We start from the raw sequence: 25,664 nt of genomic DNA, 5'->3' as shown, positions 1-25,664 counted from the left end.
CCGATGAATTCGCCCCAGCCGCCCCTTCCGCCGCTGCTTTTCGTCGCTACCTTAAGCTTCGAGCGTCGAGCCAACCCGTGACCGACGCTTCATCCCGTCGACAGGTCGAACATGTCAGAACAGCAAGTCAACAACCTCAACGTCCTCGCGCAGGACGTGTTGATCACTCCCGAAGCGCTCAAGCAGTCGCTGCCCCTTGGAGAGCGCGCCGAGCGCACCGTGATAGAGAGCCGCCGCACCATCCAGCGGATCCTCGACCGTGAGGACCCGCGCCTCCTGGTAGTGGTTGGTCCCTGCTCCATCCACGACGTAGAGGCGGCGCGCGAGTATGCCATGCGCCTGCGCGAACTCTCCTCCCGCGTCGGTGACGACCTCTTCCTGGTGATGCGCGCCTACTTCGAGAAACCACGCACCACGGTGGGCTGGAAAGGCCTGATCAACGACCCCTACATGGACGACAGCTTCGCCATCCAGGATGGCCTCACCATTGCCCGCCGGCTGCTGGTGGAGCTCTCCGAGCTCGGCGTACCGCTCGCCACCGAGGCGCTCGACCCAATCTCGCCGCAGTACCTGCAGGACTGCATCAGCTGGTCGGCGATCGGCGCCCGCACCACCGAATCGCAAACCCACCGCGAGATGGCCTCGGGGCTCTCAGGACCGGTCGGGTTCAAGAACGGCACCGATGGCAGCCTCGACGTCGCGGTCAATGCGCTCAAGTCGGTGGCCCACTCGCACAGCTTCCTCGGCATCGATCAGCGCGGCCAGGTCGCGGTGATCACCACCCGCGGCAACGCCTATGGCCATGCGGTGCTGCGCGGCGGCAACGGCAAGCCCAACTACGACAGCGTCAGCGTCTCGCTGGCAGAGCGCGAACTCGAAAGCGCGGGACTCAAGCCCAACCTGATGATCGACTGCTCGCACGCCAACTCGAACAAGGATCCGGAACTGCAGCCGCTGGTGATCGAGAACGTCGCCCAGCAGATCCTCGAGGGCAACCGGTCGATCATCGGCCTGATGATCGAATCCCATCTCCACTGGGGAGCGCAGAAGATCCCGGCTGACCGTAGCCAGCTCGCCTACGGCGTATCGGTCACCGACGCCTGCATCGATTGGGCAACCACCGAGGAACGTCTCAGCGAGCTCGCCGACCGGCTGCACGAGCCGCTGAAGCGGCGCATCGCAGGCTGATGAAAGCCCCGGCCCCCGGCCGTCATGCACACCGGGGGCTCAGTTCTGCTCGATACCATCGATTTCACGCCTGAACGGCGGCAGTGAGTCGAGCAGCGCCTTGCCATAGCGCTTGGTCAGCACCCGGCGATCGAGCAGCGTGATCCTCCCACTATCGACTTCCTTGCGAATCAGCCGACCGCAAGCCTGTACCAGCCTCACCGAGGCATCCGGTACGGTGATCCGCATGAAGGCGTTGCCACCTCGGCTTTCGATCCATTCGGCGAGCGTCGCGCCTACCGGATCGTCGGGCACCGCGAATGGCAGCCGGGTGATCACCACATGGGTGAGGTACTCACCCGGTAGGTCGATGCCTTCGGCGAAGCTGGCCAGGCCGAAGATGATGCTGCCCTTGCCTTCATCGATCCGCCTGCGGTGGCGCTCGAGCAGCTCGCGCCGGGGGATCTGGTCCTGGACCAGTATCGACCTGGCGCGCTCGCGACTCTCCTCGGCGTCGAACAGTGCCTGCTCCACCGCGCGCAGCTGGCGACGCGACGAGAACAGCACCAGCACCGCGCCCTGCTCCTCGAGCCCGGCGACGAAGTCGATGATCGAGCGCTCGTGCCGCTCGCGGCTGGCGGGATCGACCGCCTCGCGCGGCACCGAGAGCACCGCGCGGGAATAGTCGAACGGGCTCGGCAGACGCTGGTAGCGATACCGATTGGCAAGCCCCGCACGCTCCTGGGTGCGTTCGAAACCGCCCAGTGCGGTCAGGGTCGCCGAAGTCAGCACCGCACCAAAACAGCGTCCCCATAGATGCTGGGCGAGGGTCTGGGCGGCGCTGACCGGGGAGGCAGCATAGACCAGCTCTTCTCCCGCGCCTTCGCGCGCCGCTTCGAACTGCAGCCAGCGGGCCTGCGGAGGCTGGTCGGCTTCGACGTCGGCCACCGCGAACGCTTGCCACAGCGCATGCGCCTCGAGCGCGCGCCCGTGCAGCAGCGCGATCAGCGGCAGCCACTGTTCCGCCTGCTCGCGAGCGAGCCCGGTCGATTTGTCCGGATCGAGGCTCTCGCGCAGGATATCGAGAATTCCCTCCAACGCCCTTGCCAGCGAGGCGAAGGGCAGCACCAAGGCACCCGCCAGTTCGCGCAGCGCATCCGGCGCCCGGCCCATCTCGAAACGGTGCTGGCGCCGAACGCCATCGTGCAACTCCTGCGCCGGCAGCGCCGCCTCGAGACTACGCCCCAACCGCAGCGCCTCATCGAGACGCGGCTCGATCGCGTTCAGCGCCTCGGGCAGCGTGGCGAGCAGACGCTTGATCACCGGCTGCACCGCGAGCGCAGTGGTCAGGTCGGTCAGTGATTTCTTCAACAAATTCAGCCAGCGTCCCGCAGCATGCAGGGGCAGACGCTGATGGAAATGATCGAGCGCTTTATCCGGCAGGTGATGCGCCTCGTCGAAGACGTAGAAGCACTCCTTCGGCGCCGGCAGCACCATCCCACCACCAAGGGCGAGATCGGCGAGCACCAGGTCATGGTTGGAGACGATCACATCGGCTTCTTCGACACGTTTGCGAGCGCGGAAGAAGGCGCAGGCGGCGAAGTGACCGCAACGACGATTGGTGCACTGGCGATGATCGATGGTCAGCTGGCGCCAGTAACGATCCTCGATCGCCTCCGGCCAGCTGTCGCGATCACCCTCCCAGCGGCCGTTGGCGTAGGCACCGGCCAGCTCGGTGGCCAGCTCGTTGAGGCGCTCGTCGCCGCTGGCCAGCTGGCGCTCGAACAGCGAAAGCGTGGGATTGGCTTCCGCGCCATCGAGCACCTGCTCGAGCCGGCTGAGACACAGGTAGCGCCCACGCCCCTTGGCCAGGGCGAAATCGAATGAAATCCCGCTGTGCGCTTTGAGCGCGGGCAGGTCCTGGTGAAGCACCTGCTCCTGCAGCGCAACGGTGGCGGTGGAGATCACCAGCCGCTTGCCGCGCGCCTTGGCGATCGGCAGCGCGGCGAGCAGGTAGGCGAGCGTCTTGCCGGTGCCGGTGCCGGCCTCGAGCACACAGATGTGCTGGTTGCCGACCCGGCCTCCCTGCTCGTCGCGTTCGATCCCGCCGAGCGTGCGCGCGATCTCGGCGATCATCAGCTTCTGGCCATAGCGGGGCTTGAGCGCAAGCGCCTCGAGCACCCGCCGATAAGCCTCCTGGATCTCTTGCTTGAGCGCCGGTTCTAGCATCGATTCAGGCGCTCGCCACGCAGCCGGGCACGGCACGGTCTACCGAGTGGCCCAAGGCCTGCGCGCTCAGAGCAGCCCCTCGGGCGGATGCTCGCAAGGCAGTTTGTCCTTGATGAACGACTCGATCTCCGGCAGCGCGAAGGCATCCTCCTCGCCGACGAAACTGATCGATGTGCCCTTCGCGCCAGCGCGCCCGGTGCGTCCGATCCGATGGACGTAGTCCTCGGGATCCTCGGGCAAGGTGTAGTTGATCACATGGGAGACATCGGAGATGTGGATCCCGCGTCCGGCGACATCGGTCGCCACCAGCACCGCCACCTTGCCCTCGCGGAACTCCTCGAGGGTGCGAATGCGCTGCCTCTGCGGCACGTCGCCGGAAAGCATGGCCACGTTGATGCCGGCCTTGCGCAGGGTCTCGTCGAGCTCACGGACCACGTACTTCTGGTTGGCGAACACCATCACCCGGTCGAGCTCGTCCTGCTTGAGCAGGTTGGTCAAGAGCCTCACCTTGTCGCGGTCGCTGACCATGTAGACCCGCTGCTCGACGTTGGTCGCGGTCTGGCTCTCGGACGCGATCTCGACGTAGGCGGCATCGAAGGTCCACTGGCTGGCCAGATTGAGGATGTCCTGGGTGAAGGTCGCCGAGAACAGGAAGGTCTGGCGCTCTTCCTTCTTCGGCGTCGAGCGGATGATCCGCTTGACGTCGGGAATGAAGCCCATCGACAGCATCCGGTCGGCCTCGTCGAGCACCAGCACCTCGACCTGGGAAAGATCGACGTCACGCTTCTGGTGGAAGTCGAGCAGCCGTCCGGGCGTGGCGATCAGCACGTCGAGGGTCTTCTTCAACTGCTGCTGCTGCTTCTGGTACTCCATGCCGCCGACCGCGCTGACCACTTCAAGGTCGGTGTAGCGGGCAAGCTGGCGAGCATCCTTCTCGATCTGCAGCGCCAGTTCCCGGGTCGGGGCGACGATCAGCGCGCGCGGCGCGCCGGGCTTCTGGCCGTCCGGACGCTCCTCTTCGAGGAAATAGGTGAAGATCGAGATCAGAAACGCCGCAGTCTTGCCGGTACCGGTCTGCGCCTTGCCGACCACGTCGCCACCGAGCAGGGTGTGCTTGAGCGCTTCCCCCTGGATCGGGGTGCAGTACTGGAAGCTGAGATCGTTGATCGCCCGCATCAGCGGGGTGGGCAGATCGAAATCCTGGAATCGCCACTGCCCCGCCCGCGGCGGAACCGAGGCAAGGACAGCGGGGGCTGCACTCACTGGCGGCGCCGGCGGCGCGGCCGGCGTCTCGCTATCCTGCGAAACAGCAGCTCGCGGTGCCCGCTCGCGCTGCTGGCGACGGGCTTCTCCCGCTGCGTTCTGGCGGGGCTTGCGACGGCGGCGCTTGGGCTTGTGATTGTCGCTCTGGGTCGGCGGTGAGGTCTTTTCCGACTCGCTCATGGCATCTCGATCGGTTGATTGACAAAGGGCGGTCCACCTCCTCGGTCGGGAAGTGGAGACGCGAACTCCCGCGGCACAGCGGGCGACGGGGTGCGTGTCGCTCACACGCAGGGCGCTCAGTGTACCAGAGCCCACCCTGAGCGCACGATGTCGACCAATGCGACAGCGCATGCGCTGAATTGGTAGAATCCCATCAACCAACGCACAGCACTCGACGCCAAGGGCGTCTGTCAACCACCGGCCAGCGAGAGAGCTTGGATGACCCGCAGGAAAAAGACCCGTTCGATCGCCGATCGTGTAACGATCCGCACCGGACGCCGCAAGGACTACAAGAAGTGGCGTCACGAGAACCCCGACCAGGTCGTGTCCTCGCGTCGCTACCTGCAGAAGAAGCGCGACCAGCGCAAGCTCCAGGCGGCACGCAAGCTCGAGCGCCAGAAGGACGCACCGACGCTCGACGTTCACGGTGCCGCATCCAGCGACGAGGGGGAAGGTCGCTGACGATGAAGCTCGTATCATTCAACATCAATGGACTGCGTGCGCGCCCCCATCAGCTCGCCGCGCTGGTCGAGAAGCATGCCCCGGACGTGATCGGGCTACAGGAAACCAAGGTTCACGACGACGAGTTCCCGCTCGAATCCGTGCGTGCGCTGGGCTATCACGTCCACTATCACGGCCAGAAGGGCCACTATGGCGTGGCGATGCTGACCCGCCAGGCGCCGCTCGAGGTCCGCTACGGTCTCGACGGCGACACCGAGGACGCCCAGCGGCGGATGATCGCGGTGCGCCTTGAAAGCGAGTTCGGCGAGCTCACCGTCTACAACGGCTACTTCCCCCAGGGTGAGAACATCGCCCACCCCACCAAGTATCCGCACAAGCGCCGGTTCTACGCCCAGCTCAGCGAAACGCTGGACCGCCGTCACCAGCCCGGCGACGCCATCGCAGTGATGGGGGATTTCAACATCTCGCCCGAGGACCAGGACATCGGCATCGGCGAAGATGCTCGCAAGCGCTGGCTGCGCGAGGGCAAGACCAGCTTCCAGCCAGAGGAGCGGGGCTGGCTGTCGAAGCTCCATCAGTGGGGGCTGATCGACAGCTATCGCTGCTTGCATCCTCAGTCCAGCGACCGCTTCAGCTGGTTCGACTATCGCTCCAAGGGCTTCGAACGCGAGCCCAAGCGGGGGCTGCGCATCGATTTGATCATGCTGTCGGCGACGCTCGCCCCCCACGTCGTCGACGTCGGCATCGACTACCCTCTGCGCGGCATGGAAAGACCCTCCGACCACGCACCGGTCTGGACCGAACTGCGCCGTTGAAGCCAGCGGGAGGACGATGCCCGCACGGATCGTCCTCCGCCGAAGCCCATTTTCCCCCGCCGCCCTGCCCTCGCCTGAATCCCGATACCGACTCGCCGCCGCCCGCCGCCCTGGTTGCGCCATCGACCCGCTTGGGTTCATAGTCGATTCATCGCCGGTGTCGACCGGACGCCGTGACGATAACGACATAAACAGCGGATGAGAGTGGGATGCAGCCAGTCTTCGATGGCCACAACGATGTCTTGCTCAGACTTTGGCAGCTAGCCTGTCAGGGCGACGACCCGGTCGCCGCCTTCATCGATGGAACTCCCCAAGGCCAGCTCGACCTGCCCCGCGCGCGACGCGGCGGGCTGGTCGGTGGTCTTTGCGCGATCTACGTTCCTTCAGACCGTCACGACCTCGCCCCTTCCCGACCCGATGCCCGAGGCCACTACGCCAGCCCCCTCGCCGCCCCGGTGGAACGCCACCGCGCGCTCGACGTGGCGACCGCCTTCGTCGCGATCGCCAAGCGCATAGAACGTGCAGGCGGCTGGCGACTGTGCACCAGCGTCGAGCAGATCGAATCAGCGATCGAAGCCGGCAGCTTCGCCGCGGTGCTGCACATGGAGGGTTGCGAGCCGCTGGATGAAGGGCTGGAGACGTTGGAGCTGTTTCATGCCGCCGGGATGCGCTCGCTGGGGCCGGTATGGAGCCGCAACAATGCCTTCGGCCATGGCGTGCCGTTCGCCTTCCCGATGAGCCCGGATACAGGCCCCGGGCTTACCGATGCCGGTCGCCGGCTGGTGCGCGAGTGCGACCGGCTCGGCGTGATGATCGACCTCGCCCACATCACCGAGCGTGGCTTCTGGGACGTCGCCGAACTCAGCCAGGCACCGCTGGTGGCCAGCCATTCCAATCCCCACGCACTGGTCCCGGTGGCGCGCAACCTGACCGATCGCCAGCTAGACGCGATCCGCGAGCGCCGGGGGCTGGTCGGACTCAACTATGCCACCACCATGCTGCGCGCCGATGCCCGGGCCAATCCGGCCACTCCACTGGACGTGCTGCGCCACCATCTCGACTACCTGATCGAGCGGGTCGGGATCGACTGCGTGGCGCTGGGTTCGGACTTCGATGGCGCACCCATTCCAGCCGGGATCAAGGATGCCGCTGGACTGCCCAACCTGGTCGATACGCTCGCCACCGCCGGCTACGACGCCGCCATGCTCGAGGCGATCTGCCGCAGCAACTGGCTACGGGTGCTCGGTGAATGCTGGAAGAGGCGCTGCGACTGAAAGACGTTGGCGACAATCGTGACAACGAGTGATTCTACAACCACGACACAATCACAAGGATCATCGTAATGACCATCGACTGGGGACAACTGCGCCGGATCCAAGCCTGCCTCGTCATCGCCGCCACGCTCAGCATGCCCTTCGCCGGGCGCGCCTTGGCTGCGACACCGCCCGATACGCTGGTTCAAGCCTGGGCGATCGACGATATCATCGGGCTGGACCCCGCGGAGGCGTTCGAAATCAGCGCCGGTGAAATGCTCGGCAACAGCTACGACCGACTGGTACGCCTCGATATCGACGATCCCTCGCAGCTGGTCAACGACCTCGCCGAGGAGTGGAAAGTCTCCGAAGATGGCCGCACCTTCACCTTCACCCTGCGCGACGGCATGACCTTCGCCTCGGGCAATCCGATCACCGCCGACGACGTCGCCTGGTCGATCCAGCGCGCGGTGAAGCTCGACAAGAGCCCGGCATTCATCCTCACCCAGTTCGGCCTGACCCCGGAGAACGTGGAATCACGCGCACGCGCCACCGACGCGCGCACCTTCGTGTTCGAAACCGACCAAGCCTATGCGCCGAGCTTCGTGCTCAACTGCCTGACCGCCAACGTCGCCGCGGTGGTCGACCGCCAGCTGGTCGAAGCCGAAGCGCGTGACGGAGATTTCGGCAACGGCTGGCTGCGCACCCACTATGCCGGCTCAGGACCGATGACCATCCGTGACTGGCGGCCCAACGAGATCCTGGTGCTCGAACGCAACGAGCGCTATCACGGCGAACAGGCCAAGCTCACCCGGGTGATCTATCGCAACGTGCGAGAGAGCGCGACCCAACGGCTGATGCTGCAGTCCGGCGACATCGACGTCGCCCGCAACCTGCAGCCCAACGACCTCGATCAGATCGCCAACCTCGATACGGTGCGGGTGATCAGCGCACCCAAGGGCACCATCTACTACTTCAGCCTCAACCAGAAGCACCCGGAGTTGGCCAAGCCCGAGGTCCGCGAGGCGTTCAAGTACCTGGTCGACTACGACGGCATCCAGGCCTCACTGATCAAGGGCATCGGCGAGATCCACCAGAACTTCCTGCCCAAGGGCATGCTCGGCGCAAGCGAAGAGTCGCCTTACCATCTCGACGTCGACAAGGCCAGGTCGCTGCTCGCCGAAGCCGGGCTCGGCGACGGCTTCTCGATCACCATGGATGTGCGCAACACCCAGCCGGTCACCGGTATCGCCGAGTCGGTGCAGCAGACCATGGCCGAGGCGGGCGTGCGACTCGAGATCATCCCCGGCGACGGCGCGCAGACGCTGACCAAGTACCGCGCGCGCAGCCACGACATGTACATCGGCCAATGGGGCGTCGACTACTGGGATCCGCACACCAATGCCGACACCTTCGCCAGCAACCCGGACAACGCCGATGATTCCGGGGTCTCCACCTTGGCCTGGCGCAATTCCTGGGACATCCCCGAGCTGACCCAGGAATCCCGCGCCGCGGTGCTCGAATCCGATACCGATGCACGCATCGCGCTCTACGACGACCTCCAGCGCAAGGTTCGTGAGCAGGGTCCCTATGTGTTCCTGTTCCAGCAGACCGAAGTCGCCGCGGTCGCCAACGGCGTGCAGGGCTATCGCCTTGGGCCATCGTTCGACACCAACTACGTCTACAACGTCAGCAAGGAGTAGCGCATGGCTGGGCCGAACGCAGTGCTCCAGCCAGCGCTGAGCCGACCGCGGCGCGCGCGCGGCCGGCTCTTCGCGCTGGTGCGCTTCGTCGTGATGCTCGCCACCACGCTGCTCGGGCTGCTGGCGATGACCTTCTTCATTGGCCGGGTCATTCCGGTCGATCCGGTGCTGGCGGTAGTGGGCGATCGCGCCTCGGCCCAAGTCGTCGAGCGGACCCGGATCGAAATGGGGCTCGACCGCCCGCTGATCGAGCAGTTCGGCATTTACGTCGCCCGGGTGGCGCAGGGTGAGCTGGGCCAGTCGGTGCTGACCAGCCGGCCGGTGCTCGACGATATCTTCCGCGTGTTCCCGGCGACACTCGAGCTCGCCACCTACGGCACGCTGATCGGCGTACTGTTCGGCGTACCGCTGGGCGTACTGGCGGCGGTACGAAGAGGTGGCCTGATCGACCAGCTGGTGCGCGTCGTCGGCCTGCTCGGCTACTCGATCCCGATCTTCTGGCTCGGCCTGCTCGCGCTGCTGCTGTTCTATGCCAAGCTCGGTTGGGTCTCGGGGCCCGGCAGGATCGATGTGGTGTTCGAGTACACCTTCACACCCCTGACCGGGATCTACTCGCTCGACGCGCTGCTGCGCGGCGATTGGAGCGCTTTCGCCAACATCGTCTCGCACCTGGCACTGCCGTCGGCGCTGCTCGGCTACTTCTCGCTCGCGTACATCAGCCGGATGACACGCAGCTTCATGCTTCACGAGCTGTCCCAGGAGTACATCGTCGCCGCTCGCGCCAAGGGTCTCCCGGAGCGAACGATCATCTGGCGCCATGCGCTGCGCAACGCCGCCGTGCCGCTGGTCACGGTGATCGCGCTTTCCTATGCCGGGCTGCTGGAAGGTTCGGTGCTCACCGAGACGGTATTCTCCTGGCCGGGACTCGGACTCTACATCACCAACGCACTGGCGAACGCCGACATGAACGCGGTGCTCGGCGGAACGGTGGTGATCGGCGCGATCTTCATCGGCCTCAACCTGTTCTCCGACCTGCTCTACCGCACCCTGGATCCAAGGACTCGACGCCGATGAACGAACACGCGACGCCCGCCTTGGCGAATGCAACGGCCCAAGTACCTCGCTCGAGAGGCCAGGCCAGGCTTCACCGCTATAAAGCGCTATGGCTGAGTTTCGCCTCCAACCGGCTGGCACTGGTGGGGCTTTCGATCATTCTCGCTTTGATCGCGATCGCCCTGTTCGCCGATTTGATCGCACCCTACTCGCCCACCACCGGCGGCCTCGGCCAACGGCTGCTGCCACCGAGTGCCGCGCACTGGCTCGGTACCGACGACCAAGGCAGAGACATCCTCTCGCGGCTGATTCACGGCGCGCGTCCAACGCTGATGGTGGTATCGCTGGTGATGATCCTCGCCGCCCCGGTCGGCCTGCTGGTCGGCACCGTCGCGGGCTACGCGGGCGGCTGGGTGGATGCGGTGCTGATGCGGATCACCGATATCTTCCTCGCCTTTCCCAAACTGATCCTGGCGCTGGCCTTCGTCGCCGCGCTGGGTCCTGGTATCCAGAATGCGGTGATCGCCATCGCGATCACCTCCTGGCCACCCTATGCGCGTATCGCCCGTGCCGAGACGCTGAGCGTGCGCGACTGCGACTATGTCGCCGCGGTCCGGCTGATGGGCGCCTCGCCGCTGCGCATCGTGCTGCGCCACGTGATGCCGCTGTGCCTCGCCTCGCTGATCGTGCGGGTGACCCTCGACATGGCAGGCATCATCCTCACCGCTGCGGGGCTCGGCTTCCTCGGCCTCGGCGCACAGCCGCCAATGGCCGAATGGGGCGCGATGATCGCCTCGGGGCGCCGCTTCATCCTCGATCAATGGTGGGTGGCCGCAGCCCCCGGCGTCGCGATCCTGATCGTGAGCCTCGGCTTCAACCTGCTCGGCGACGGCCTGCGCGACGCGCTGGATCCCAGGGGGGAGCGCGAATGACACCGCTGCTCGAGGTCGAAAACCTGTCGATCCACTATCCCAGCCGCCGCGGCCTGATCACCGCCGTGCGCGACGTCTCCTTCACCCTCGGCCGTGAGCGTCTGGGCATCGTCGGCGAGTCAGGCTCGGGTAAATCCCAGACCAGCCGGGCGATCATGGGACTGACGCCGCCGCAGGCGAGAATCGAGGCGACGAAGCTACGCTTCGACGGCATCGACCTGCTCCAGGCAGCGGCATCGGATCGGCGCAAATTGCGCGGTGCGCGCATGGCAATGGTGATGCAGGACCCCAAGTATTCGCTCAACCCGGTCGCTCGGATCGGCCAGCAGATCGTCGAGGCACTGCACGCCCAGCGCAGGATCTCCCGCGCCGAGGCCAGGCGCAGAGCGCTCGGGATGCTCGAGGCGGTAAGCATTCGCGATCCCCAGCGAGTCTTCGACCTCTATCCCCACGAGGTCTCCGGCGGCATGGGCCAGCGGGCGATGATCGCCATGATGCTGGTCAACCAGCCCGAGCTCCTGATCGCAGACGAACCCACTTCCGCGCTGGACGTTACCGTGCAGCTCGACGTACTCAGGGTGATCGATGACCTGGTCACCCAGCGCGGCATGGGACTGGTGCTGATTTCCCACGACCTGCGCCTGGTCGCCTCCTTTTGCGACCGGGTGCTGGTGATGTACGCAGGCCAGGTGGTGGAGACCCTCGACTCGGCCAGACTGGATCAGGCTCGCCACCCTTACACCCTGGGCCTGCTCGACTGCGTGCCACAGCTGGACCGGCCACGGCATCCGCTGCCGACCCTCGAGCGACGCGCGGAGTGGCTGCAATGAGCAAGATGATCACAATCGACCGGCTCAGCGTTCGCTATGGCGACTTCACCGCGCTCGAAGACGTCTCTTTGGAGGTCGAAGCGGGCAGCGCTTACGGGCTGGTGGGAGAATCGGGCTCGGGCAAGTCGACGCTCTTGCGCGCCATCGTCGGCCTCGCGCCGATCGCCTCCGGCCACATCGAGATCCAGGGCGAACGCCTCTCAGCACGCCGGGTGCGTGCACAGCGCCGGCGGCTGCAGATGGTTTTCCAGGATCCCTACGCGTCGCTGCATCCTCACCATACCGTCGATCGCCTGCTCTCCGAGCCGCTCCAGATCCATCGTGTCGGCGACCAGGACCAGCGCGTCGCCAGCGTGCTCGCGGACGTCGGGCTGGGTGAGGCATTCCGATATCGCTATCCCCACCAGCTCTCCGGCGGCCAGCGCCAGCGCGTGGCGATCGCCCGAGCGCTGATTCTGGAACCCAGCATACTACTGCTCGACGAGCCTACCTCTGCGCTGGATGCCTCGGTGCAGGCCGAGGTGCTCAACCTGCTCGAACGCCTGCGCGCGGAACGCGGCCTCACCTACCTGATGGTCAGCCACGATCTCGCCGTGGTCGCCCACCTCTGCGAGCGGCTCAGCGTGATGCGGGACGGCCGGGAAGTGGAAAAACTCGATGTCCAGGCGCTGCGCCAGGGCAATGCCGAAAGCGACTACACCCGGCGACTGCTGATCGCGAGCCAAGGCTTCGTGCGCGAAACCCCCGCCCACACTGCCGCCACCCGCCCATGAACGACTACCCCGGCCATGGGCCGGGGTAGTCGAAGATACCAAGCGAACGATCGAGAGCGCCTGCCTGCGGCTCAACGTCCCTGCAGTCGGAACTCGATAGGCTGCTCGACGATGCCGGGGCGCGGCCGCGGCTGGAAACGCCACTTGGCGATCGCCTCCAGCGCCGCCTGCTCGAACAGCGAGCTGCTCGAACTCACCACGCTGATCGAACCGGGATCGACGCTGCCATCCTGGCGAATAGTGAAACGCACCACCACGCGCCCTTGCAACCCACGCGAAAGCGCGAGCCGGGGATAGTTGGGCTCGACCCGATTGGTCGCAGCCGGTGGCGACGCCAGTCTCTCAGGCGTATTGCCCTGGGCCGCAGCGGCGCGGTTCGCCTCGGCGCGAGCGGCCGCCTCGGCCTGGGCCCTTGCGGCGGCCTCGGCTTGCGCCCGAGCGGCGGCTTCAGCCTCTGCCCGGGCCGCGGCTTCCGCCTGCTGAGCCTGCCGCTGAGCTTCAGCCGCGCGAGCCTGCTCCTGCGCCCTGGCTTGCGCTTGCTGGCGAGCCTGTTCCTGCGCTTGGGCTCTTGCCTGCGCTTCCGCCAGGGCTTGAGCTTCCGCCTGGGCTTGGGCTTCTGCCTGGGCTTGGGCTTCTGCCTGGGCTTGAGCTTCCGCCTGAGCTTGGGCTTCCGCTTGGGCTTGAGCTTCCGCTTGGGCTTGAGCTTCCGCTTGGGCTTGAGCTTCCGCCTGGGCTTGAGCTTGAGCTTCCGCCTGGGCCTGGGCCTCGGCCTGCGCTTCGGCCTCGGCGATTGCGGGATCCTCCACCATCGTGGCATGGATCACGCCACCGCTCGGCGGCTCGACCACGATCTGGTTCTCCGCCGCGCCTTGCCAGAGCATCAGTGCGACGACGCTTGCATGAACCAGCAGCGCTCCGGCGATCGCAGGCGCGCCCCACCCATTGGCACCGCCGCGGTGCTCTGCGATATCACCAGCGCTCGCGCCCGGCACCCAATCGAGCGAAATTTCCTCGCTACGATCGACTGCCGGACTGATGCCGCTCACCAGTACCCCCGAATCCGGCAGCCGAGTGTCGATCACCATGCCGGAGGGGACTTCCGCGCCAAGAGGAGCGAGCAACAAGCGCGGCTGAGCGCGCTCTGCGTCGTCGAACTGGCCGAAGAAGAGACCGCCGCTCAGGGCTGGTTGCTGGTAACGGGACATTCTCGTGCCTTTAGTTGCCAGAGCCTGGCTCGGAGACCAATCCTACGTTGGGAACTCCGGCGCTCTGGAGGGTCGCCATCAGGGTGATGACCTGGCCATAGGAGACGTTGCGATCACCACGCACCATCACGGGTGTCTGAGGCTGTTCGGCGAGCACGCTCTGCACCTGGGCACCGAGGCTCTCCAGGGATACCGGAGTGTTGTCCCCGTCACGGCTCATGTAGTACTCGCCGTTGCTGTCGACCGAGACGATCAGCGGCGGCGTATCGCTGTCGATCGGCTCGGCGCTGGCCTGCGGCAGCTCGACTTCCACACCCTGGTTCATCATTGGCGCGGTAATCATGAAGATCACCAGCAGCACCAGCATGACGTCGATGAATGGAACGACGTTGATCTCGCTGGAAAGCTTGCGCTTGCCGCGCCGGCTGAAGGGTCCATACATGGCGGCTACTCCTCAGGCGGCTTCTTTGCGCACTCGACCGCTGTGCAGATTGCGATAGAGGATCGAATAGAACTCCTCGGCGAAATCCTCGTAGCGGCCAAGCAGACGCTCGGAGGTCGAGGTGAAGCGGTTGTATGCGATGACCGCGGGAATCGCCGCGAACAGCCCCATCGCGGTCGCTACCAGCGCCTCGGCGATCCAGGGAGCGACGGTTGCGAGCGTCGCCTGCTGGGCGTAGGAGAGCGACTGGAACGACCCCATGATCCCCCAGACGGTACCGAACAGGCCGATGTACGGGCTGGAGGAGGAGATCGACGCGAGAATCGGCAGGTGCTGACCGAGACGCGCCTCTTCGCGCGAGAGCGCCACGCGCATCGAGCGTTCGACCCCGGCGAGCACCGATGCGTCGTCACGGGATTTCGGCAGCAGCCGGTTGAACTCACGAAACCCTGCGCGGAACAGATGCGCCGCACCCTCGGGCTGCTCCGGCACTTCACGGTAGAGCTCGTTGAGATCGACCCCGGACCAGAAACGCGTTTCGAACGACTCGAACTCGCGATGGGCGCGACGAATGGCAGCGCCGCGACGGAAGATCAGCACCCAGGAGACGATCGAGAACAGGGTCAGGATCGCCATCACCACTTGCACCACCCCGCTGGCCTGCATGATCAGCGAGATGATCGACATCGAGTGCTCTACCGGTACCGTTTCATTCATGGTCAATCTCTGTAATGTACGTTCGACGTAACGGGCGCAAGATAATCTAAATGCTAACAATTATCAAACGACCCAGAGAGGTAATCCTAGCGCGTCGAAGGGAGAGTTCCCACGGCGGACGCAGCCAGGCACCGGCGCCGAGCGACGCCGCGCAACAGTGTAGCACGGCCACTCTCGAGACCAAGTGCCGGGCCGGATGCCCGCCCACCGTTCGAGCGGTGCGAGCCAAAAGCACCGAAGAATCGACGCGATGCGGCCGGGCCGCTCAGTCCCCGGTCGCCACCGGGCGGCCGGGAGTGCGGCTCCACTCGCTCCAAGAGCCTGGATATAGCCTGGGCAACGGCAACCCGGCGATCGCGTGGGCAAGAATCAGCTGGCAGGCGCTCACCCCCGAGCCGCAGTAGCCGATCACATCTTCGCCTTCGGGCAGCAGTGCGCGCAGCGCAGCGGCGTCTCGCCAGCGCCCCGCCGCGTCCAGCGTCGCGCTGCTCGGCAGGCTGCGTGCGCGGGGAATGTGCCCAGCGATCGGGTCGAGCGGTTCGACCTCGCCGCGAAAGCGCTCGAGCGCCCGGGCATCCAGCAGCACCGCTTCACCGCTGGCGACCTCATCGGCGCTGGCGATCATCGAGTCATCGAAGGACGGCTGCCACTGGCTGGCCGCCGCCGCCGCATCGGGCTCGCCATGATCGACGGGCAGGCCCGCCTGGCACCAGGCCTGCCAACCGCCATCGAGCAGATGAACGTTACGATGCCCGGCCCAGCGCAGCATCCACCATGCCCGAGCGGCAGCGATCTGGCCTCCAGTGTCGTCGTAGACGACGACTCTTCGGCCCGGCTCCACGACGTGAGCGCGAAGCGTCTCGGCGAAGCGTTCAGCGCTCGGCAGCGGATGACGCCCACCGGCGCCGTCCTCGCGCATCGGTGCCGATAGGTCACGGTCGAGATCGAGGTGATCAGCACCGGGCAGGCGGGCCTCGAGCCAAGCGGCGCGCCCGGAGCCGGTGTCGTTGAGCCTCGCCCGGCAGTCGAACAGCAGCGGCGGCGGGGACTCGTTGAGCCAGGCCTCGAGGGTGGCGACATCGACCAGCGGTGAATGCATGGAAGCTCCTCTTGGTTTGCCATCATTCCCGATAATGCGCTCGCCACGCCCTCTCGCCAAGGCTCAGCCAGGCTCGATCGGCGCGCGGGCGGCGAGCAGGCGCCGCTTGCCGGCGGTCGAGAAGCGTACCTCCAGAATGCAGCGCTCACCCTCCCCTTCGACCAGCTCTATCTCGCCGCGTCCGAAGGTGGCGTGCTCGATCCAATCACCGGGTCGCCAGCCTGCCGGCAGCGACGGGCGATCGCCCTGGCGCAGCGGCAGCGTATGACCGAAAGCACAGAGATAGCGTTCCACCAGCGCAGGGTCAGCCACCGCGACCGGAGTGTCCGCCCCCGCCGCCATCGCCTCGGCGACCGCAGCGCAGGCCTCCCAGCCGCTCTCGGCGAGGAACCGGCTCGGGCGACGCTCACCGCCGTCGTTGAACAGCGCCAAGCGCTCCTGGGCCCTGGTGACCGCGACGTAGAACAGCCGGCGCTCCTCTTCCAGCCCCGATGGACTCAACGGCATTTCACGCCCATAGAGCGGGCAATCCTCCTCATTGAGCCCCCACACCGCGACCAGCGGCCACTCGAGCCCCTTGGCACCGTGGATGGTCGAGATCACCACGCCGTCGGTACGCGCCTCCACCGGATTCTTCAACAGCGCGACGAAGGCGGCGGTATCGTCGGCGAGCTCTCCGGCCTGTTCGAGCAGCACGTCGAGCAGGCGCACGTCCTCCTCGCCTTTCTCCCTGCGCGCGGCGGCGCGACGCAGCAGCTTCTCCGCGTCGAGGGTTTCGATCACCTTGGCGAGCAGCCGGGCTGGCGACCACTGGGCCAGCCGCGGCAGTTCGCACAAAAGCGACCAGCGCTTTTTCAGGTTGCGCCGCTGGATCGGTTTGAGCCCCTCCAGCAGCGCATCCTCGCGGGCCAGCCATCGCTGCGACTCGGCCAGTCGATGGCAGATCCGCTCGAGGCGCTCTCGAGCGACGAAGGTGGCCGGCTGGGAGAACAGCAACATCAGATGCGCAGGATCGGCGAGAAGCCGCGGCTGCAGCGCAAGCTCGAGGTAGCCGGCGAGCGCACGGACCAGCGGCAGGCGGAAGACGAAGCGATCCTCACGGCCGAGCTGGAAGGGAATGCCCGCACGCAGCAGCCGCAGCTGCACCGGCACGCTCAGCGTCCAGCTGCGCACCAGCACCGCCGCCTGGTCGAGCGGACGACCCAGGTCGCGCCACGCTTCGAGCGTCTCGATCAGCGCCCTCGCCCCGCTTCGGGCCTCGATCGTCGTCTGCGGCGTGCCCGGTGCGGCAAGCGTGAGTTGGTCGGGCCGGCGGCGATTGGCGGCGATCGCATGGTTGGCGAGCAGCGCCAGCGCGTGGCCGTGGCGAAAGGTGTAGGAGAGCGGATAGTCGGTCGGTTTGCCGAAGCAGCGGTCGAAGCGCTCGAGCATCGCATCGACCCTGGCACCGCGCCATTCGTAGATGCACTGGTTGGCATCGCCCACCGCCATCACCTCGCCATGGGGGGCGGCGAGCAGCGCCAGCAGGCGCAGCTGCGCCTCGTTGATGTCCTGGTATTCATCGACGATCACATGGTCGAGGAAGCCCTGGATCCGCAAGCGCAGCGATGGATCGCGCGCTAGCGCCCGCAGCGGGTGATGCAGCAGATCGGCGTAGGTCATCAGCCCCTGCGCCTCGAGCAGTGACTCATGCATTCGATAGGCGGTGGGGAAATGGCGCGTCTCGGCCCCGAAGTCGTCGCTCTCGACCATCTGCTCCGGCGCTACCAGCTCGCCCTTGACCCGCTCGCAGAAATGACCGAACGCCTCGAGCCGCTCGGGTTCGAGCGCCTCCTCGCCGAGCTCGGGATACTCCTCGAGGGTACGTACCATCGCTTGGCGGGCGAGCCGCTCGCGCTGCCACTCCGCTTCGATCAACCGCCGTGCCGGCAGCACCCCCCAGCGGGTCAGCGAGCCGCAAAGGCGATGCCCGATCGAGTGGAAAGTGCGCACCCGGGGCAGCCGCTGTCCCGGTGCGGCGAGGCTCTGGAGACGGGTGGCGAACTCGTCGCGGGCCGCACGGTTGAACATCAATACCAGCATCCGCTCGGGGTCGGCACCATCGTCGAGCAGCGCCATGACCCTGGCGGCCAGGGTCGAGGTCTTGCCGGCCCCCGCCACCGCAGCGACACGCGCATGTCCCTGGCGGTGGGCGACCACCGCGCGCTGCTCTTCGCTCAGCCGCTCGAGCAGCGCCCTGCGCGTGGCGCTGAGGCTCACTATGGAGCGTTCAGCGCACACGCGAGAACAGTTGATAGAAGTTGGCGCTGGTCTGCATCCTCACCTCGTCGAGACTGATACCGCGCACCTCGGCAATGGTCTTCGCCACTTCGACCACGTGACGCGGCTCGTTGGGGCTACCGCGATGAGGCACCGGCGCAAGCCAGGGGCTGTCGGTCTCGATCAGCAGCCGATCGAGCGGGAGGCGGCGCGCCAGCTCGCGGACGTTCTCCGCACGATGGAAGGTAACGATGCCTGAAAGCGAGACGTAGAAACCGAGCCGGATCGCCTCTCGGGCGATGCCGATATCATCGGTGAAGCAGTGCAGCACGCCCCCTACGTCTGGGCTTGCGTGCGCGCGGATCAAGGCCAGCGTCTCTTCCCCGGCGGCGCGGGTATGCACGCTGACCGGCAGTTCCGCCTCGGTGGCCGCGATCAGGTGATTGCGAAAGCGCAGGCGCTGGGTCTCGAACGGCACCGCCGCCTCGGTATCGGCGAAGTCCAGGCCGATCTCACCCACCGCGACCGGCGCGAAGCGCTCGATACAGGCGCGGATCTCATCGAGGCTCGGCTCCTGCTCGAGTGCTTTGAGGGGATGCACGCCGGCGGCGATCTCGACGCAGCGATGCCTGCGGGCGATCTCGACCAGCCCGGGCAGGTCGTCCAGGTCGGTCGCCATGGCGAGAATCCGGCCGACGCCCGCCTCGACGGCTGCGTCGATCGCCGCGTCGAGGCTACCCTGGTAGCGCGCGAGATCGAGCCGGTCGAGATGACAGTGGGAGTCGACGAAGTGCGGCTGGGCCATCGGTGCCGCGGACGCAGTGAAGCTTCGAGTCATGGCGTTCTCATGGTTGGATTCGACATCGCACCAGGGCTTACGAGCGCAGCAGCGCCGCCCAGCGGATCAGCCAGGCCTCGAGGACCAGCCGGGGATTGGGATTGCTGCCCTGGGCGATCAGCCGGCGCTGTTCACGCGCGTAGTCGAGCAGGCGGAACCAATCGCGCACCCGGGCGTTCTTCACCGCCTGGCGATAAAGCGACAGCAGATCGGGATTGCGCAGCGACTCGACGTTGCCGGAAAGCCCCAGGCGAATGAGGTCTTCGAGCCAGCTGATACCGTAGCCAAGGATCGTACCGAGCTGCTGGCGGTCGAGGCGCGCAGCCTCGGCCACCGGCTCCGCGCCCCGCACCAGCGCATCGAAGAGCTCGGTGAGTCGCTGACGCAGCTTGCGCGCCTCGCTCTCTCCCTGCGCCACGGCGGCCAGCGGCATGCCACCGGCAACCCGCCACCAGAATCGCGCATCATCTTCGCCGGCCAGCCGCTCGACCAGCCACGGCAGGCATTCATCGAAGCTCGGCGCAGTGAAGCTCCAGCGCTGGCAGCGGCTGAGCACCGTCGGCATCACCCGCGAGGGCATATCCGAGAGCAGCAGGAACAGGGTACGGGGGCCGGGCTCCTCGAGCCTCTTGAGCAGCGCATTGGCCGCTCCGATGGTCATCGCCTCGGCGCCGTTGAGGCGTACGATCCGATAGCCGCCCTGCTGCGCGGTCTGGGCAAGGAAGTCGTTGATCCCCCGTACCGTGTCGATGCGGATCAGCCGCCCCTGGTCGGCCGGTGCCACGGTGAGCAGGTCAGGGTGGTGACCGGCAAGGCGCATCGAGCATCCATGGCAACGCCCGCAGGCGACCGCTCCCATGGTCGCCTGGTGCGGTGCGGCGCACAAAAGCCGCGCGATGACCAGCTCGGCGAAGTGGCCCTTGCCGAGCCCGGCGGGCCCGGCGAGCAGCAGCGCATGGGGCAGCCGCTCGCGCTCGATCAGCTCGACCAGCCGATGCCAGTCGTCACGCTGCCAGGACAGCGGTCGATCCACCTCGCGCTCGCTCATATCGTCCCCCACTGCGCCAGGCGCCGGTCGAGCGCCGCGGCGATCGCGGCCTGGACCTGCGCCAGCGCAGGGGCGGCATCGATCAATTCGAAACGTTGCGGTGCCGCCTCGTAGCGGTGGCGATAGCCTTCACGCACGGCGCAAAAGAACGCAGGCGCCTGCGTCTCGAATCGATCGAGCGTGGCGCCGCGGGCGATCATCCGAGCGAGCGCGGCCTCCACCGGCATGTCGAGCAGCAGCGTAAGATCGGGTTCGAGGCCGCGCTGAACCAGGCGTTCGAGCATCTCGATCGCTCCCCGATCGATACCCCGGCCGGCGCCCTGGTATGCGTAGGTGGCATCGGTGAAGCGATCGCAGACTACGAAAGCTCCGCGGTCGAGCGCGGGGAGGATGGTCATCGCCAGGTGCTGGGCGCGAGCGGCGAACATCAGCAAAAGCTCCGCGGTCTGATCGAGCGGTTCGTCCGCCGCGGGGTCGAGCAGCAGGGTGCGGATACGTTCGGCGCGTGGGCTACCACCGGGTTCACGGGTGCGCACCACCTCCAGGCCGCGGCCGCGCAGATGCTCGACGACGAAATCGACGTTGGTGCTCTTGCCGACCCCCTCACCGCCCTCGAGGGTGATGAAGCGCCCCCTGGCACTATCGTCGCTCGGGTTCATCGCGCTGCTCCTCAAGGTGTCTGTTCGCCTGCGCTCTCGGTCACGCCCGCACCGCTGCCCAAAGGCGGTGCATCACCCTCCTGCGCCGCGCCGCGGCGGTCGCGTATGTAGCGCTGCACCGCCGCGTTGTGCTCGGCGAGGGTACGGGAGAACCGATGCCGACCGTTGCCCATCGCAACGAAGTAGTAGGTATCCCCGGGCGCCGGATCCAATGCCGCCTCGATCGACGCCCGGCCTGGCAACGCGATCGGGGTCGGCGGCAGCCCGTCGATACGGTAGGTGTTGTAGGGATTATCGGCAGCCAGATCGCGTCTTGTAAGCCCCTGGCCGCTGGCCATGCCGAGCCCGTAGACGACGGTCGGGTCGGTCTGCAGGCGCATGCCGCGCTCGAGTCGACGCACGAAGACCCCGGCGATCTCTCTTCGCTCCTCCGGTGCGCCGGTCTCCTGCTCGATCAACGATGCCATGATCAGCGCCTGATAGGGATCGTCGTAAGGCAGCCCTTCGACGCGCGATGCCCAGGCGCGCTCGAGTTCGCGGCTCATCAGCCGGTAGGCCTGGCTGAAGAGCTCGAGGTCGCTGTCGCCCTTTCGATAGCGATAGGTCGCGGGGAAGAACCGCCCTTCAGGGTGCTCGCCGGCGTATCCCAGGGCCTCCATCAGCGCCTCGTCATCGAGACCGGCGCTCTGGTGCTCGAGTTTCGGCGCCGCGTCGAGCAGGCCTCTCATCTGAGCAAAGGTTCGCCCCTCGGGGATGGTCACGGTGTAGGTGACCACATCGTTGCTCGAAAGCTTGGCCAGCAGTTCGCGCCCGCTCATGCCCGGCTCGAGCATGAACTCCCCTACCCTCAGCCCGGTCAGTCGCTCGGGCTCGACCAGCCCGAGCAGCTTGAACGGCCACTGCTCGGCGATCACCCCGAGGGATTCGAGCCGGGCCAGCGTCGCCCGGGCACCGTCGCCCGGGCGCACTTCGTAGATTTCGGGCTGCGACAGCGTGATCGGTGCATCGAGCTGGTGGCGCCAGTAGTAGTACCCGCCGGTAAGCACGACGGCGAGCACCAGCAACAGAAGAAAAAACGATTTGAGCAAACGCATGACGATGATATCGGACCCGTAATGATGTCGCGGCGCTCAGCGATGATACCCGAGCAGTTGATGGGCGCTGCGCTGCAGCGCGAGATGGGCATCGGCCAATGGCGGTTCGAACGGCTCCCGCTGGATGGGGAAGTGCAGCCGGCGCAGCGGCCACAGCCCCTGCACCGAGTTGATCAGGCACAGTGCCCGGGCGCGCGCCAGCTCGTCGAGATGCAGCGGCGCGATCTCGAGCAGGCCTGCCTCGAGCAGCGCCGCACGTAGCGTGCCCGCGACGCCGCACTGCTCGAGCGGCGGCGTGAACCAGCGGCGTCCATCGTGCCAGCAAAGGTTCATCGCCGTCGCCTCGGTCAGCCATCCTTGCTGATCGGCGAGCAGACCCTCGGCGATCTTCTCCTCGCGCCACTCCGCCCGGGCAAGCACGTTCTCCAGCCGGTTGAGGTGCTTGATGCCGGCCAGCGCCGGCTGACGGGACAGGCGCAGCCGGCAGAGCCCCACCTCGACGCCCGCGCTCCAGCGCGCGGTATCAGGGGCGAACGCCGTCGAGCGCCAGCGCAGCCTGACCTTCGGCTGCGCCGGCGGCAAATAGCCGCGGCCGCCGCTGCCGCGGGTGACGATCAGTTTGGTCACCTTGAGACCAGGGGCGCCGGCGAAGGCGGCCTCCAGCGCATCGCGATCGGGAGCCCGCATGCCAAGCACTTCGCAACCGCGTATCAGCCGGGCATGGTGGGCCTGCCAGAGGGTCGGGCGATGATCGCGCACCAGCACGGTTTCGAACACGCCGTCACCATAGGCCAGCCCGCGATCGTCGAAGGGCAGCATCGCTTCGCTCCTCGCTCGATTCGCCCCGCCGGGCTCGCTCATGCCTGCCTCATCCCCAAGGCCTCACACCCGGCCGAACAGCAGTGAGCCGTTGGTGCCGCCGAAGCCGAATGAGTTGGAGAGCGCGTGGTCGATATGCATCTCGCGGGCGACGTGGGGTACGTAATCGAGGTTGCAGCCCTCGTCGGGCTCGTCGAGGTTGATCGTCGGCGGCGCGATCTGGTCACGCAGCGCGAGCACGCAGAAGATCGCCTCGACCGCGCCGGCGGCGCCGAGCAGATGGCCGATCATCGACTTGGTCGAGCTCACCGCGACCTGCTTGGAGGCCTCGCCCATCACCCGTTCGACCGCCTGACTCTCGGCGACGTCGCCGGCCATGGTCGAAGTGCCGTGGGCGTTGATGTACTGCAACGACTCCGGCGCTATGCCTGAATCACGAATCGCATTGCGCATCGCCATCTCGGCACCGGTGCCGTTCGGCGAGGTGATGTGATAGGCGTCGTCGCTCATGCCGAAGCCCTTGAGTTCGGCATAGATGGTCGCGCCGCGAGCGACGGCATGTTCGTACTCCTCGAGCACCATCACCCCGGCGCCATCGGAGAGTACGAAGCCATCGCGACCGCGATCCCACGGGCGGCTGGCGGCCTGCGGATCGTCGTTGCGGGTGGAGAGCGCGCGGGCCGCGGAAAAGCCGCCGATGCCGAGCGGCGAGGAGGCCATCTCGGAGCCGCCGCAGACCATCACGTCGGCGTCGCCGTAGGCGATGGTGCGTGCGGAGTAGCCGATGTTATGGGTGCCAGTGGTACAGGCGGTGGTGATCGCGATGTTAGGCCCGGTGAAGCCGTACTGGATCGCCAGGTTGCCCGCCACCATGTTGATGATCGAGCCAGGGACGAAGAACGGCGAGACGCGACGCGCGCCGCCATTGATCAGCGCCGTATGGTTGTTCTCGATCATCGGCAGGCCACCGATCCCCGAACCGATGGCGACGCCGATACGATGTGCGTTGTCTTCGCTGCAGACTATCCTCGAGTCGGCGATCGCCTGTGCAGCGGCGGCGAGCCCGTACTGGATGAACAGATCGACCTTGCGCGCTTCCTTCGGATTGAGATAGGGCGTCGGGTCGAAGTCCTTGATCGAGCCACAGAACCGGGTATTGAAAGTGGAAGCATCGAAGTGCTCGATCGGACCAATGCCGCTCTTGCCCTTCAAGATGTTCGACCAGCTCTCATCGACGGTGTTGCCGACCGGGGTCAGCATACCGAGTCCGGTCACTACGACTCTCCTGCGAGGCATCATCACTCCTCCAAACCTTGCTCTAACGCGGCGCAAGCGCCGCTCTCTGATTGTGCCGCGACCTGGATGCGACGATTCAAGTCGCGCTGCGGGAGCGGGAACGGCACTGCCAACTGCACGCCGCCCTCTCTACCCGATGACACCCTCGGGGAGAGCGTAATCGAAGCGGAGATTATAGCGTCAAATGCACCTCGTTCGAACGCCGATTCGGCCCCTCGCACTCCAACCACGCAATCCAGGCGGCCAAAGCCCCGGCGGGTGGGTATCCAAAGCAAGCTCAGGTCATCTCGCCCGAGGCTTTGGATATGAAAAAACCGCTCCGATGGAGCGGTTTTTCCTGCGTACAAGACGCGCGGCGGTCATCGATAACACGACGCGAACGCCAACCCGAGGCGTCGCGTCATACGCTCACTGGTGAGCGTTGATGTAGTCGATCGCTTCTTGCACGGTAGTGATTTTCTCGGCTTCTTCGTCGGGAATTTCAGTATCGAATTCCTCTTCCAGAGCCATTACCAGCTCAACGGTGTCGAGCGAGTCAGCACCCAGGTCTTCAGTGAAAGAAGAGCTGTTCTGAATCTCTTCTTCCTTGACGTTCAGGCGCTCGGCCACGACCTTCTTGACGCGCTCTTCAATGGTACTCATGTTGTCTGTGCTCCTAATAGTACGGATTCCGCCGGTTCAAGACTGACGGTAGTTTATAGACCGCTCCAGAGTGACGCAACAACGCCACCGGGGGCGATCAACGCATGTTCATGCCACCGTTGACGTGCAGAGTTTCACCGGTGACATAAGCGGCGGCATCGCTGGCCAGAAAGCCGACAGCGGCAGCGATTTCTTCCGGCTTGCCCAGGCGGGCGAGCGGAATCTGCCCAAGCAGCGCGTCACGCTGCGCTTCGGGCAAGACCTCGGTCATGTCGCTGGCGATGAAGCCGGGAGCGACACAGTTGACGGTAATGTTGCGCGAGGCTACTTCGCGAGCAAGCGCGCGGCTGAACCCTTCCATCCCGGCCTTCGCCGCGGCGTAGTTGGCCTGCCCCAGGTTGCCGAAGGTCGCGACCACCGAACTTACGTTGATGATACGGCCGTAGCGCGCACGGGTCATCCCGCGAAGACAAGCCTTGGAGAGCCGGTAGACCGACTTCAAGTTGGTGTCCAGCACCTCGTCCCACTGCTCCTCGCTCATCCGCATGAGCAGATTGTCGCGAGTGATCCCGGCGTTGTTGACCAGTACTAGCGGGACACCGAAGCGCTCGGTGATGTCGCTGACCAGCGCCGTGACCGCGGCGGCGTCATTGACTTCGAGCGTTGCCCCTTGCCCCTCGACGCCATGCTCGGCGAGATCGGCACTGATCCTTTCGGCACCGGCGTCGCTGGTCGCGGTACCGATCACGAAGAACCCCTGGCTCCCCAGCTGGCGGGCCACCGCACGCCCGATCCCACGACTAGCGCCGGTCACCAGCGCCACCTTCTTTTCACTCGCCATATCCAG

General features: G+C 66.2%; 24 protein-coding genes. 9 read left to right on the top strand and 15 right to left on the bottom strand.

The window, feature by feature from the left end; all coding sequences use genetic code 11:
* The first annotated feature begins 111 nt into the window (after window positions 1-111).
* Entirely contained in the window at window positions 112-1,188 is a 1,077-nt protein-coding gene (locus A5892_RS11310; protein ID WP_064122888.1) for a 3-deoxy-7-phosphoheptulonate synthase, read from the top strand.
* 39 nt (window positions 1,189-1,227) lie between these two features.
* Here A5892_RS11310 and dinG read toward each other — a convergent pair whose 3' ends face one another.
* Together dinG and rhlB are read right to left on the bottom strand one after the other, a co-directional pair.
* Window positions 1,228-3,396, bottom strand: coding sequence for an ATP-dependent DNA helicase DinG (dinG, locus tag A5892_RS11305; protein ID WP_064122887.1), 2,169 nt, complete (start codon window positions 3,394-3,396; stop codon window positions 1,228-1,230).
* A 66-nt stretch (window positions 3,397-3,462) separates the two neighbouring features.
* Window positions 3,463-4,839: an ATP-dependent RNA helicase RhlB gene (gene rhlB, locus A5892_RS11300; protein WP_082890414.1), complete on the bottom strand. Its 1,377-nt coding sequence runs from the start codon at window positions 4,837-4,839 to the stop codon at window positions 3,463-3,465.
* Window positions 4,840-5,097: 258 nt separating this feature from the next.
* Here rhlB and A5892_RS11295 point away from each other — a divergent pair, with 258 nt between their 5' ends.
* From A5892_RS11295 to A5892_RS11260, 8 genes are all read left to right on the top strand, one after another.
* Entirely contained in the window at window positions 5,098-5,340 is a 243-nt protein-coding gene (locus tag A5892_RS11295; RefSeq protein ID WP_064122886.1) for a hypothetical protein, read from the top strand.
* 2 nt (window positions 5,341-5,342) lie between these two features.
* A complete protein-coding gene (gene xthA / locus A5892_RS11290; RefSeq protein WP_064122885.1) occupies window positions 5,343-6,155 on the top strand; it encodes an exodeoxyribonuclease III in 813 nt (270 codons plus the stop codon).
* Between the two features lie 209 nt (window positions 6,156-6,364).
* Complete coding sequence (locus A5892_RS11285) at window positions 6,365-7,429, top strand: dipeptidase (RefSeq protein ID WP_064122884.1); 1,065 nt, start codon at window positions 6,365-6,367, stop codon at window positions 7,427-7,429.
* A gap of 68 nt (window positions 7,430-7,497) precedes the next feature.
* The gene (locus tag A5892_RS11280) at window positions 7,498-9,111 is read left to right on the top strand and encodes an ABC transporter substrate-binding protein (RefSeq protein WP_064122883.1); all 1,614 of its coding nucleotides are present in this window, start codon (window positions 7,498-7,500) and stop codon (window positions 9,109-9,111) included.
* A 3-nt stretch (window positions 9,112-9,114) separates the two neighbouring features.
* Entirely contained in the window at window positions 9,115-10,185 is a 1,071-nt protein-coding gene (locus A5892_RS11275; RefSeq protein WP_064122882.1) for an ABC transporter permease, read from the top strand.
* Window positions 10,182-11,096, top strand: a complete 915-nt coding sequence (nikC, locus tag A5892_RS11270; protein WP_064122881.1) for a nickel transporter permease — start codon at window positions 10,182-10,184, stop codon at window positions 11,094-11,096. Before A5892_RS11275 ends, nikC begins: the two co-directional genes overlap by 4 nt.
* On the top strand, window positions 11,093-11,926 hold the full coding sequence (locus A5892_RS11265) for an ABC transporter ATP-binding protein (RefSeq protein WP_064122880.1): 834 nt from the start codon (window positions 11,093-11,095) through the stop codon (window positions 11,924-11,926). Before nikC ends, A5892_RS11265 begins: the two co-directional genes overlap by 4 nt.
* Entirely contained in the window at window positions 11,923-12,699 is a 777-nt protein-coding gene (locus A5892_RS11260) for an ABC transporter ATP-binding protein (protein ID WP_064122879.1), read from the top strand. Before A5892_RS11265 ends, A5892_RS11260 begins: the two co-directional genes overlap by 4 nt.
* 71 nt (window positions 12,700-12,770) lie before the next feature.
* Here A5892_RS11260 and A5892_RS11255 read toward each other — a convergent pair whose 3' ends face one another.
* From A5892_RS11255 to fabG, 13 genes are all read right to left on the bottom strand, one after another.
* Window positions 12,771-13,904 (bottom strand): energy transducer TonB, encoded by a 1,134-nt coding sequence (locus A5892_RS11255; RefSeq protein ID WP_064122878.1) that lies wholly within the window; start codon window positions 13,902-13,904, stop codon window positions 12,771-12,773.
* A gap of 10 nt (window positions 13,905-13,914) precedes the next feature.
* Complete coding sequence (gene tolR / locus A5892_RS11250; protein WP_064122877.1) at window positions 13,915-14,346, bottom strand: protein TolR; 432 nt, start codon at window positions 14,344-14,346, stop codon at window positions 13,915-13,917.
* A gap of 12 nt (window positions 14,347-14,358) precedes the next feature.
* Entirely contained in the window at window positions 14,359-15,063 is a 705-nt protein-coding gene (gene tolQ / locus A5892_RS11245; RefSeq protein WP_064122876.1) for a protein TolQ, read from the bottom strand.
* A gap of 265 nt (window positions 15,064-15,328) precedes the next feature.
* Entirely contained in the window at window positions 15,329-16,162 is an 834-nt protein-coding gene (locus tag A5892_RS11240) for a sulfurtransferase (RefSeq protein ID WP_064122875.1), read from the bottom strand.
* Window positions 16,163-16,225: 63 nt separating this feature from the next.
* Window positions 16,226-18,421, bottom strand: coding sequence for an ATP-dependent helicase (locus A5892_RS11235; protein ID WP_223302640.1), 2,196 nt, complete (start codon window positions 18,419-18,421; stop codon window positions 16,226-16,228).
* Between the two features lie 10 nt (window positions 18,422-18,431).
* The gene (locus tag A5892_RS11230; protein WP_223302639.1) at window positions 18,432-19,259 is read right to left on the bottom strand and encodes a TatD family hydrolase; all 828 of its coding nucleotides are present in this window, start codon (window positions 19,257-19,259) and stop codon (window positions 18,432-18,434) included.
* A gap of 37 nt (window positions 19,260-19,296) precedes the next feature.
* Window positions 19,297-20,307: a DNA polymerase III subunit delta' gene (holB, locus tag A5892_RS11225; RefSeq protein ID WP_082890413.1), complete on the bottom strand. Its 1,011-nt coding sequence runs from the start codon at window positions 20,305-20,307 to the stop codon at window positions 19,297-19,299.
* Entirely contained in the window at window positions 20,304-20,966 is a 663-nt protein-coding gene (gene tmk / locus A5892_RS11220) for a dTMP kinase (protein ID WP_064122874.1), read from the bottom strand. Before tmk ends, holB begins: the two co-directional genes overlap by 4 nt.
* An 11-nt stretch (window positions 20,967-20,977) precedes the next feature.
* A complete protein-coding gene (mltG, locus tag A5892_RS11215; RefSeq protein WP_064122873.1) occupies window positions 20,978-22,060 on the bottom strand; it encodes an endolytic transglycosylase MltG in 1,083 nt (360 codons plus the stop codon).
* Window positions 22,061-22,096: 36 nt separating this feature from the next.
* Window positions 22,097-22,879, bottom strand: coding sequence for an aminodeoxychorismate lyase (pabC, locus tag A5892_RS11210; protein WP_223302638.1), 783 nt, complete (start codon window positions 22,877-22,879; stop codon window positions 22,097-22,099).
* 63 nt (window positions 22,880-22,942) lie between these two features.
* A complete protein-coding gene (gene fabF / locus A5892_RS11205) occupies window positions 22,943-24,175 on the bottom strand; it encodes a beta-ketoacyl-ACP synthase II (RefSeq protein ID WP_064124455.1) in 1,233 nt (410 codons plus the stop codon).
* A 408-nt stretch (window positions 24,176-24,583) separates the two neighbouring features.
* Entirely contained in the window at window positions 24,584-24,817 is a 234-nt protein-coding gene (gene acpP, locus A5892_RS11200; protein WP_027349658.1) for an acyl carrier protein, read from the bottom strand.
* 97 nt (window positions 24,818-24,914) lie between these two features.
* Window positions 24,915-25,658: a 3-oxoacyl-ACP reductase FabG gene (fabG, locus tag A5892_RS11195; protein ID WP_064122871.1), complete on the bottom strand. Its 744-nt coding sequence runs from the start codon at window positions 25,656-25,658 to the stop codon at window positions 24,915-24,917.
* Between the last annotated feature and the right edge of the window lie 6 nt (window positions 25,659-25,664).

Source organism: Halotalea alkalilenta, assembly GCF_001648175.1.
GTDB lineage: Bacteria > Pseudomonadota > Gammaproteobacteria > Pseudomonadales > Halomonadaceae > Halotalea > Halotalea alkalilenta_A.
Note: the sequence above shows the minus strand (reverse complement) of the source record. Positions and strands in the feature narration are given on the sequence as shown.

What these genes read in the sequence shown, in the direction of transcription:
- A5892_RS11310 (WP_064122888.1), top strand. Translation starts at nt 112, where the DNA reads ATGTCAGAACAGCAAGTCAACAACCTCAACGTCCTCGCGCAGGACGTG.
- dinG (WP_064122887.1), bottom strand. Translation starts at nt 3,396, where the DNA reads ATGCTAGAACCGGCGCTCAAGCAAGAGATCCAGGAGGCTTATCGGCGG.
- rhlB (WP_082890414.1), bottom strand. Translation starts at nt 4,839, where the DNA reads ATGAGCGAGTCGGAAAAGACCTCACCGCCGACCCAGAGCGACAATCAC.
- A5892_RS11295 (WP_064122886.1), top strand. Translation starts at nt 5,098, where the DNA reads ATGACCCGCAGGAAAAAGACCCGTTCGATCGCCGATCGTGTAACGATC.
- xthA (WP_064122885.1), top strand. Translation starts at nt 5,343, where the DNA reads ATGAAGCTCGTATCATTCAACATCAATGGACTGCGTGCGCGCCCCCAT.
- A5892_RS11285 (WP_064122884.1), top strand. Translation starts at nt 6,365, where the DNA reads ATGCAGCCAGTCTTCGATGGCCACAACGATGTCTTGCTCAGACTTTGG.
- A5892_RS11280 (WP_064122883.1), top strand. Translation starts at nt 7,498, where the DNA reads ATGACCATCGACTGGGGACAACTGCGCCGGATCCAAGCCTGCCTCGTC.
- A5892_RS11275 (WP_064122882.1), top strand. Translation starts at nt 9,115, where the DNA reads ATGGCTGGGCCGAACGCAGTGCTCCAGCCAGCGCTGAGCCGACCGCGG.
- nikC (WP_064122881.1), top strand. Translation starts at nt 10,182, where the DNA reads ATGAACGAACACGCGACGCCCGCCTTGGCGAATGCAACGGCCCAAGTA.
- A5892_RS11265 (WP_064122880.1), top strand. Translation starts at nt 11,093, where the DNA reads ATGACACCGCTGCTCGAGGTCGAAAACCTGTCGATCCACTATCCCAGC.
- A5892_RS11260 (WP_064122879.1), top strand. Translation starts at nt 11,923, where the DNA reads ATGAGCAAGATGATCACAATCGACCGGCTCAGCGTTCGCTATGGCGAC.
- A5892_RS11255 (WP_064122878.1), bottom strand. Translation starts at nt 13,904, where the DNA reads ATGTCCCGTTACCAGCAACCAGCCCTGAGCGGCGGTCTCTTCTTCGGC.
- tolR (WP_064122877.1), bottom strand. Translation starts at nt 14,346, where the DNA reads ATGTATGGACCCTTCAGCCGGCGCGGCAAGCGCAAGCTTTCCAGCGAG.
- tolQ (WP_064122876.1), bottom strand. Translation starts at nt 15,063, where the DNA reads ATGAATGAAACGGTACCGGTAGAGCACTCGATGTCGATCATCTCGCTG.
- A5892_RS11240 (WP_064122875.1), bottom strand. Translation starts at nt 16,162, where the DNA reads ATGCATTCACCGCTGGTCGATGTCGCCACCCTCGAGGCCTGGCTCAAC.
- A5892_RS11230 (WP_223302639.1), bottom strand. Translation starts at nt 19,259, where the DNA reads ATGACTCGAAGCTTCACTGCGTCCGCGGCACCGATGGCCCAGCCGCAC.
- holB (WP_082890413.1), bottom strand. Translation starts at nt 20,307, where the DNA reads ATGAGCGAGCGCGAGGTGGATCGACCGCTGTCCTGGCAGCGTGACGAC.
- tmk (WP_064122874.1), bottom strand. Translation starts at nt 20,966, where the DNA reads ATGAACCCGAGCGACGATAGTGCCAGGGGGCGCTTCATCACCCTCGAG.
- mltG (WP_064122873.1), bottom strand. Translation starts at nt 22,060, where the DNA reads ATGCGTTTGCTCAAATCGTTTTTTCTTCTGTTGCTGGTGCTCGCCGTC.
- pabC (WP_223302638.1), bottom strand. Translation starts at nt 22,879, where the DNA reads ATGCTGCCCTTCGACGATCGCGGGCTGGCCTATGGTGACGGCGTGTTC.
- fabF (WP_064124455.1), bottom strand. Translation starts at nt 24,175, where the DNA reads ATGCCTCGCAGGAGAGTCGTAGTGACCGGACTCGGTATGCTGACCCCG.
- acpP (WP_027349658.1), bottom strand. Translation starts at nt 24,817, where the DNA reads ATGAGTACCATTGAAGAGCGCGTCAAGAAGGTCGTGGCCGAGCGCCTG.
- fabG (WP_064122871.1), bottom strand. Translation starts at nt 25,658, where the DNA reads ATGGCGAGTGAAAAGAAGGTGGCGCTGGTGACCGGCGCTAGTCGTGGG.